Annotated in this window: 6 protein-coding genes and 1 pseudogene; all 7 read left to right on the forward strand. The window is 71.3% G+C overall.

Going from position 1 to position 8,916, the window contains the following annotated elements:
• The first annotated feature begins 59 nt into the window (after positions 1-59).
• On the forward strand, positions 60-986 hold the full coding sequence (locus ACIRRY_RS47870; protein ID WP_403986102.1) for a carbohydrate ABC transporter permease: 927 nt from the start codon (positions 60-62) through the stop codon (positions 984-986).
• Positions 983-1,828: a carbohydrate ABC transporter permease gene (locus ACIRRY_RS47875; protein ID WP_403986105.1), complete on the forward strand. Its 846-nt coding sequence runs from the start codon at positions 983-985 to the stop codon at positions 1,826-1,828. Before ACIRRY_RS47870 ends, ACIRRY_RS47875 begins: the two co-directional genes overlap by 4 nt.
• Position 1,829: 1 nt before the next feature.
• Entirely contained in the window at positions 1,830-3,470 is a 1,641-nt protein-coding gene (locus tag ACIRRY_RS47880) for a beta-N-acetylhexosaminidase (RefSeq protein WP_403986108.1), read from the forward strand.
• Positions 3,471-3,714: 244 nt separating this feature from the next.
• Positions 3,715-4,608 carry an FAD binding domain-containing protein gene (locus ACIRRY_RS47885; protein ID WP_403986111.1) on the forward strand — a complete coding sequence of 298 codons (894 nt, stop codon included), beginning with the start codon at positions 3,715-3,717 and terminating at the stop codon, positions 4,606-4,608.
• Positions 4,605-6,353, forward strand: a complete 1,749-nt coding sequence (locus ACIRRY_RS47890) for a 2Fe-2S iron-sulfur cluster-binding protein (protein WP_403986114.1) — start codon at positions 4,605-4,607, stop codon at positions 6,351-6,353. Before ACIRRY_RS47885 ends, ACIRRY_RS47890 begins: the two co-directional genes overlap by 4 nt.
• Positions 6,350-8,683: a xanthine dehydrogenase family protein molybdopterin-binding subunit gene (locus ACIRRY_RS47895; protein WP_403986117.1), complete on the forward strand. Its 2,334-nt coding sequence runs from the start codon at positions 6,350-6,352 to the stop codon at positions 8,681-8,683. Before ACIRRY_RS47890 ends, ACIRRY_RS47895 begins: the two co-directional genes overlap by 4 nt.
• Positions 8,684-8,722: 39 nt before the next feature.
• Positions 8,723-8,806: pseudogene (locus ACIRRY_RS47900) on the forward strand (phosphotransferase); the annotation flags it as partial.
• Positions 8,807-8,916: the final 110 nt, after the last annotated feature.

Genomic DNA, 8,916 nt, shown 5'->3' on the forward strand with positions numbered 1-8,916 from the left:
CGGTGGCGCCCAATAGCTCGGTCGGTGTGGAGCGTTCGCGAGTGCGGGTTCGGCGTGGCTTGTCGCGCCCACGCGGCGGTAGCCGCAAATTCAGCACAGCCCCGCGCCCCCAGGGGGGTTGGACGACCCCTTGGTTGTATCTCGCCCCGGCTCTTGTCGTCCTTGGTGGGTTGCTCGTCTACCCCATCTATCAGCTCGGGTTGATCTCCTTCTTCCAGTACACGCAGGCTCAGGTCAGTGGTGGGGAGCCGACGACCTTCGAGGGGTTCGGGAACTACTCCGCACTGTTCTCGGACAGTCAGTTCTGGCAAGTGCTGGTGGCTACGGTGTTGTTCGCGGGGGCGTGTGTCGTGTCGACGCTCGCTGTCGGGTGTGCGCTCGCGGTGTTGCTCACTCGGGTGCGGGCGTTGCCACGGCTCGTGTTGATGCTGGCCGCGCTCGGTGCCTGGGCCACGCCTGCCGTCACCGGGTCGACGGTCTGGTTGCTGCTGTTCGACCCGGACTTCGGGCCGGTGAACCGGATCCTGGGGCTCGGTGACCACTCCTGGACGTACGGGCGGCTGAGCGCGTTCTTCCTCGTGCTGCTCGAAGTGGTGTGGTGCTCCTTCCCGTTCGTGATGGTGACGGTCTACGCCGGCATCCGCGCCGTGCCCTCCGAGGTACTGGAGGCCGCGGCCCTGGACGGCGCCTCGCAGTGGCGCATCTGGCGGTCCGTGCTGACGCCGATGCTCCGGCCGATCCTGACCGTCGTCACCATCCAGTCCGTCATCTGGGACTTCAAGGTCTTCACCCAGATCTACGTCATGACCAACGGCGGCGGCATCGCGGGCCAGAACCTCGTCCTCAACGTGTACGCCTACCAACAGGCGTTCGCGTCCTCGAAGTACAGCCTCGGCTCGGCGATCGGCGTCGTCATGCTGCTGATGCTGCTCGCCGTCACGCTGGTCTATCTGCGCCTGCTCCGCAGGCAGGGGGAGGAGTTGTGAGTACGCTCCGCGGTTTCGTACGGCGGCCCTGGCGGCTCGCGGCCGAGGCGTCGGCGCTGCTGATCGCGATCGTCGTCGCCTTCCCCCTCTATTGGATGGTGCTCAGCGCCTTCAAACCGGCCGGGGAGATCGAGTCGAGCGAGCCTCGGCCGTGGACGCTCGCGCCCTCTCTGGACTCGTTCCGGCGCGTGTTCGGGCAGCAGGAATTCGGCCGATACTTCGTCAACAGCCTTGTCGTGGCGGGCTCGGTGGTCGTCGTCTCGGCGCTGATCGCCTTTCTCGCCGCGACGGCGGTGACGCGATTCCGGTTCCGCTTCCGGACCACCCTCCTGATCATGTTCCTGGTGGCCCAGATGGTGCCCGTGGAAGCGCTGACGATCCCCCTGTTCTTCACCATGCGGGGGCTCGGGCTGCTGAACACCCTGGGGTCGCTGATCCTGCCTCAGATCGCGTTCTCGCTGCCGTTCGCGATCTGGATGCTGCGGGGGTTCGTGAAAGCGGTACCGGACGCGCTGGAGGAGGCCGCGTACATCGACGGGGCGAGCCGGACGCGATTCCTGTGGCAGATCCTTTTCCCGCTCGTCTTCCCGGGGCTGGTCGCCACGAGCGTGTTTTCCTTCATCTCGGCCTGGAACGACTTCCTGTTCGCCAAGTCCTTCATCATCAGCGACACCTCCCAGTCGACCCTGCCGATGGCACTCCTCGTCTTCTACAAGCCCGACGACCCGGACTGGGGCGGGGTCATGGCGGCCTCCACGGTGATGACGATTCCGGTGCTGGTGTTCTTCGTACTCGTACAGCGACGTCTGGTCTCGGGGCTGGGCGGAGCGGTTAAGGACTGACGTGACCGAACTGATTCCTCAGCCCGGCAGTGTTGCCGCCGGTTCCGGCGAGGTGCGGCTGACGAGGCGCTCCAAGCTCTACGCCGGCGACGCGACGGAAGGCGTCGGCAACTGGCTGCGCACCGTCCTCCAGCAGGCCACCGGTCTTCCGCTGCACGAGGGGCGGGAACTCGACGACGCCCGCGACGGCGGCATCGCGCTCCAACTCGACGACGCGCTCGGCTCCGAGGAGTACCGCCTCGTCAGCGACTCGGACGGGGTCTTCATTGAGGGCGGCGGCCCGGCCGGTGTCTTCTGGGGCGCCCAGACGCTCCGTCAGCTCCTCGGCTCCGACGCGTACCGCAGGGCTCCGCTCGACCGCGACCGCACCTGGGCCGTGCCCCACCTCACCATCCAGGACTCCCCCCGATTCCCCTGGCGCGGCCTCATGCTCGACGTCGCCCGGCACTTCATGCCCAAGGAAGGCGTCCTGCGCTACCTGGATCTGATGGCGGCGCACAAACTCAACGTCTTCCACTTCCACTTGACGGACGATCAGGGCTGGCGCGTACAGATCAAGCGGTACCCGAAGCTGACCGAGATCGGCTCCTGGCGGGCCCGCACGAAATTCGGCCACCGTGCCTCACCCCTGTGGGACGACAAGCCCCACGGGGGCTACTACACGCAGGACGACATCCGCGAGATCGTCGCCTACGCAGCTGAGCGGCATATCACCGTGGTTCCCGAAATCGACGTACCGGGACACTCGCAGGCCGCCATCGCCGCGTATCCGGAACTCGGCAACACCGACGTCATCGCTGCATCGATCACAGGGGGCAACTCCCTCTCCGTCTGGGACACCTGGGGCATCAACCCGAACGTACTCGCCCCCACTGACAACACCCTCCGCTTCTACGAGGGGGTGTTCGAGGAACTGCTGGACCTGTTCCCCTCGGAGTTCATTCACGTCGGGGGCGACGAATGCCCCAGGGACCAGTGGAAGCAGTCGGCGACCGCACAGGCGCGGATCGCGGAACTCGGGCTCGCGGACGAGGACGAGTTGCAGTCGTGGTTCATCGGACACTTCGACAAGTGGCTCTCCGCGCGCGGGAGAAGGCTCGTCGGCTGGGACGAGATCCTGGAGGGCGGTCTCGCGGACGGGGCCGTCGTGTCGTCCTGGCGCGGCTACGAGGGCGGGATCACCGCCGCCCGCGCGGGCCACGACGTCGTCATGTGCCCTGAACAACATGTGTACTTGGACTGGCGCCAGGCCCCCGGAGAGGACGAGCCGGTGCCGATCGCCCATGTGCGCACCCTGGAGGACGTCTACCGCTTCGAGCCGGTCCCGGAGCAGCTCAGCGCGGCCGAGGCCCGCCATGTGCTGGGTACGCAGGCCAACGTGTGGACCGAGGTGATGGAGGATCACGCACGCGTGGACTACCAGACGTTCCCCAGGCTGGCCGCGTTCGCCGAGGTCGCCTGGAGCGCGCTGCCGGCGTCCGCGGAACGGGACTTCGCCGATTTCGAGCGCCGGATGACCGCTCACTATCCGAGACTCGACGCCCTGGGGGTCGCCTACCGTCCGCCCACCGGCCCCCTGCCGTGGCAGCGCCGCCCCGGAGTGCTCGGACGACCCAAGGACGGGCCGCCCCCGAACGCGTAGGAACGCGGCGAACACGTAAGGGAAAAAGCCCCCAGGAGTCACCGATGAGTGGCAATACGCGCGTACCGGTGATGCCGTACGAAAACGGACCATCTCCCTGATGAGACGGGCGAATGCCTCCTAGCAGACCCCCGCGCTCGGGTCTTGCGAAGATGTGCCAGAGTTGCCACGTCCGCCCTGTCAGCACGTACCGTACGGCAGCAACAGGTGGGACCAGGTGGGGCAGCGGGAAGGGGCAGCCGGTTTGACCACGCACGCAGCGCAGGCGGGGCAGTCCGTCACGCTGCCCACGACGCTGGACGAGGCCGTGGCGGCGCTCACAGACCTGCCCACGGCCGTTCCCGTGGCCGGCGGCACCGACCTCATGGCGGCCGTCAACTCCGGCCAGCTCAGGCCCAGCGCGCTGGTCGGTCTCGGCCGGATCAGCGAGATCCGGGGCTGGCAGTACCAGGACGGGCACGCGCTGCTCGGCGCGGGGCTCACGCACGCCCGCATGGGCCGCCCCGACTTCGCCGCCCTGATCCCGGCGCTAGCCGCCTCCGCGCGTGCCGCGGGCCCGCCGCAGATCCGCAACGCGGGCACCCTGGGCGGCAACATCGCCTCGGCCGCGCCCACCGGTGACGCGCTGCCCGTACTGGCCGCCCTGGAGGCGACGCTGATCATCGCGGGCCAGGGCGGAGCCCGCCGGGAGATCCCGGTGTCGCACCTCCTGGCCGGCGTGGAGATGCTGCGCGGCGGCGAACTCATCGGCTTCGTGCGCGTGCCGCTGCTGCACGCCCCGCAGGTCTTCCTGAAGGCCACCGGCCGGACCGGCCCCGGGCGCTCGGTCGCGTCCGTCGCGGTCGTCCTCGACCCCGCCAGGCGCGGGGTCAGGTGCGCCGTCGGAGCCATAGCGCCGATGCCGCTCAGACCGCTGGACGCCGAGCAGTGGGTGGCCCGGCTGATCGACTGGGACAACAGCCGCACGATCGTCCCCGAGGCTCTGAGCGCCTTCGGGGAGTACGTCGCCGCGGCCTGCATCCCCGACCCGGCACCGGCCGAGGACGGCTCCGTGGAACAGCTTCCGCCCGCGGTACTGCACCTGCGGCGCACCGTCGCCGCACTGGCCCGACGAGCACTCGGGAGGGCGCTGTCGTGACCGACGACCAGCACGGAGAGGGCACCCCCCAGGGCGGCGGACGCTGGGACCCGCTGCCCCAGGGCGACTACGACGACGGCGCAACGGCCTTCGTGAAACTCCCCGAAGGGGGCATCGACGCCCTCCTGGCCGCCCCCGGGCACGGCTATGTGCCGCCGCCCATAACGGCCACCCCCGGCTCGGACACCGAGCCCTCGGACACCGGCTCCTGGGCCAGGCCCGCCGAGGGCGTCCAGTGGCCCGACCCGAACGCCGCACAGCAGCAGGGGACGGCCGGCGACGGCCGGTTCGCCTACCACCCCGGGTCCACCGGCCAGTGGACCTTCCAGGACACCAACGCCCCGGACGCGGGCGGCGCCCCCGGTCGCGATGTGACCGGCGAGTGGTCGATCCCCGTGGCCGGCGGTGATCTCCCGGACGAATCGGGCGAGTTCACCACCTCGGCCCTGGTCGAGCAGTGGGGCGGCACCCCGCCGGCCACCCTGCCCGGCGGCGCGCCCGCGCCCTGGGCGACGGACGGCGCGGGCCAGAACTGGGCACAGCAGGCGTCCGGCGCGGACGTCGCGGAACGGCCCGGACAGCCCGACGCGCACCCGGCCGAGCACACCGACGGCCGAGGCGCGGCCTACCCGGCGACGGGCACCGACGGGCGGGGCACGGCCTACCCCGCGAGCGGTACCGACGGCCGGGGCACGGCGTACGCGGCGACGGGCACCGACGGGCGCGGCGTTGCACACCCGGCCGACCGGTCCGAGGCGCACCCGGCCACCGAGTCGACCCGCCGCCCGTACGAGGAACCCCAGGGCAGCGACCCGTACGCGCACGCCCGCAGCGAGGCCGCCACCGACCCGTACGGGGACGCGCGCGGCGACCGTCACGACGACGCCTCCGCCGAACTCGCCGCGGGCGACGCGCAGTCGGCCGACGAGAACGGCGCGGCGGGCGGCGATGCCGAAGGGGTCGAGGGGGCTGCCGAGAGGCTCGCTGACGCCTCCGCGGCGGCCGACGCGTCCGACGGCACCGAAGTCGCCCCGGAGGCCGCTGAGGAGCCCGTGACGGCTTCGGACGCGGACGAGTCGGACGAGTCCGCCGAGCCCGCCCCGAAGATCCCCGGCGAGGAACACCCGCTCGCCTCCTACGTGTTGCGCGTCAACGGCGCCGACCGGCCCGTCACCGACGCCTGGATCGGCGAGTCGCTGCTCTACGTGCTGCGCGAACGCCTCGGCCTCGCGGGCGCCAAGGACGGCTGCTCGCAGGGCGAGTGCGGGGCCTGCAACGTCCAGGTCGACGGACGGCTCGTCGCCTCCTGCCTGGTGCCCGCCGTCACCGCCGCCGGCTCCGAGGTCCGTACGGTCGAGGGTCTCGCCGTCGAGGGGCAGCCCTCGGACGTGCAGCGGGCGCTCGCCAAGTGCGGTGCCGTGCAGTGCGGTTTCTGCGTGCCCGGTATGGCGATGACCGTGCACGACCTCCTGGAGGGCAACCCCGCGCCCACCGAACTGGAGGCCCGCCAGGCCCTGTGCGGCAACCTGTGCCGCTGCTCCGGCTACCGGGGTGTCCTGGACGCCGTGCAGGAAGTCGTCGCCGAGCGTGAGGCGCACGCCGCTGCCGCCGAACCTGAGTCGGACGGCGACGAGGCGCGTATTCCCCATCAGGCGGGCCCCGGAGCCGGTGGTGTCCACCAGTCGGCGTTCGAGTCCCCGCGCACGCAGGACCAGGTGTACGGCCAGGACGGAGGTCAGGCGTGAGCAACGAAGCCGCCACCGCGACCACGGAGGCCGCCCCTGCCCCGGAGCATCCGGGCCACGGCCTGGGCGCCTCGCTGCCGGCCGCCGACGCCCGGGCCAAGACCGAGGGCACCTTCCCGTACGCGGCCGACCTGTGGGCCGAGGGACTGCTCTGGGCGGCCGTCCTGCGCTCACCGCACCCGCACGCGCGCATCCTGTCGGTCGACACGTCCCACGCGCGCGACATGCCGGGCGTACGGGCCGTCATCACCCACGAGGACGTGCCGGGCCGGGACCTCTACGGCCGCGGCACCGCCGACCGCCCGGTGTTCGCCTCCGAGGTGGTACGCCACCACGGGGAGCCCATCGCGGCCGTCGCCGCCGACCACCCCGACACCGCGCGGATGGCCGCCGCGGCCATCATGGTCGAGTACGAGGTGCTCGACCCGGTGACCGACCCCGAGCAGGCCTTCGAGGCCGAACCGCTGCACCCCGACGGCAACCTGATCCGGCACATCCCGCTGCGCCACGGCGACCCGGACGCGGCCGCCGACATCGTCGTGGAGGGCCTGTACCGCATCGGCCGCCAGGACCCCGCCCCCATCGGCGCCGAGGCCGGTCTCGCCGTGCCCCGCCCCGACGGCGGCGTCGAGCTGTACATCGCCTCCACGGACCCGCACACCGACCGCGACACGGCCGCCGCGTGCTACGGCCTGGAGCCCGACCGCGTGAAGGTCGTCGTCACCGGCGTCCCCGGAGCCACCGCCGACCGCGAGGACCAGGGCTTCCAACTCCCGCTCGGACTGCTCGCGTTGAAGACCGGCTGCCCGGTCAAACTCACCGCCACGCGCGAGGAGTCCTTCCTCGGCCACACCCACCGTCACCCCACGCTCCTGCGCTACCGCCACCACGCCGACGAGGACGGCCGGCTGGTCAAGGTCGAGGCCCAGGTGCTGCTCGACGCGGGCGCCTACGCCGACACCTCCTCGGAGGCCCTGGCCGCCGCCGTGTCCTTCGCCTGCGGCCCGTACGTCGTCCCGAACGCCTTCATCGAGGGCTGGGCCGTCCGCACGAACAACCCGCCTTCGGGGCATGTGCGCGGCGAGGGCGCCATGCAGGTCTGCGCCGCCTACGAGGCGCAGATGGACAAGCTCGCCAAGAAGCTCGCCATGGACCCGGCGGAGCTGCGCCTGCGCAACGCGATGGCCACCGGGGACGTCCTCCCCACCGGCCAGACGGTGACCTGCCCGGCGCCGGTCGCCGAACTCCTCCAGGCCGTACGGGACTTCCCGTTGCCGCAGCTCCCCAAGGACACCCCCGAGGACGAGTGGCTGCTGCCCGGAGGACCAGAGGGCGCGGGCGAACCGGGCGCGGTGCGCCGGGGCGTCGGCTACGGCCTCGGCATGGTGCACATGCTCGGCGCGGAGGGCGCGGACGAGGTCTCCACGGCCACCGTGAAGGTCCACGACGGCATCGCGACGGTCCTGTGCGCGGCTGTCGAAACGGGCCAGGGTTTCACCACGCTGGCCCGCCAGATCGTCCAGGAGACCCTCGGCATCGACGAGGTGCACGTCGCCCCCGTAGACACCGATCAGCCTCCCGCTGGCCCCGGATGCCGAGGACGTCATACCTGGGTATCGGGCGGCGCGGTCGAACGGGCCGCGAAGATGGTCCGCACCCAGCTCCTCCAGCCCCTGGCGCACAAGTTCGGGATGTCGACCGAGCTCCTCCAGATCACCGACGGCAAGATCACCTCCTACGACGGTGTCCTCTCGACGACCGTCACCGAGGCCCTGGACGGCAAGGAACTGTGGGCCACCGCCCAGTGCCGCCCGCACCCGACCGAGCCCCTGGACGAGGCGGGCCAGGGCGACGCCTTCGTAGGGCTCGCCTTCTGCGCGATCCGCGCGGTCGTCGACGTAGACATCGAACTGGGCTCGGTGAGGGTCGTCGAACTGGCCCTCGCCCAGGACGTCGGCCGGATCCTGAACCCGACCCAGCTGGTCGCCCGTATCGAGGGCGGTGTCACCCAGGGCGTAGGCATCGCGTTGACGGAGAACCTGCGCACCGCGCGCGGGTTGATCCGCCACCCCGACCTCACCGGCTACGCCCTGCCCACCGCCCTGGACACCCCCGACATCAAGATCGTGAAACTCGTCGAGGAGCGTGACGTGGTCGCCCCCTTCGGGGCGAAGGCGGTCAGCGCGGTACCGGTGGTCACGTCCCCGGCCGCGATCGCCGCCGCCGTACGCGCCGCGACGGGCCGCCCGGTGAACCGGCTGCCGATCCGCCCGCAGGCGGCGGTGGTGACGGCGACGGCCGAGCAGCAGTACGGGCAGTACGGCTACTAGACGGCGGGTCCCGGAAGGCAGTTGAGGGTGTTCGAGGACGTGTTCGAGGGAGTCGTCCTCATCACGGGCGTGATGGCCGCCGGCAAGTCGACGGTCGCGCAGGCGCTCGCGATGGGGGTCCCCCCACGCCTTTAAGGCCAATGCCGTTGCTTTTGGCGGGGCTGGCCGGTTGAAGCGATGTGCTGATATCCCGTCTGGAGCGGCTGGGGCTGGGCGTCCTGACTCGGTCGTGT

The organism is Streptomyces sp. NPDC101776 (assembly GCF_044766845.1).
Taxonomy (GTDB): Bacteria; Actinomycetota; Actinomycetes; order Streptomycetales; family Streptomycetaceae; genus Streptomyces.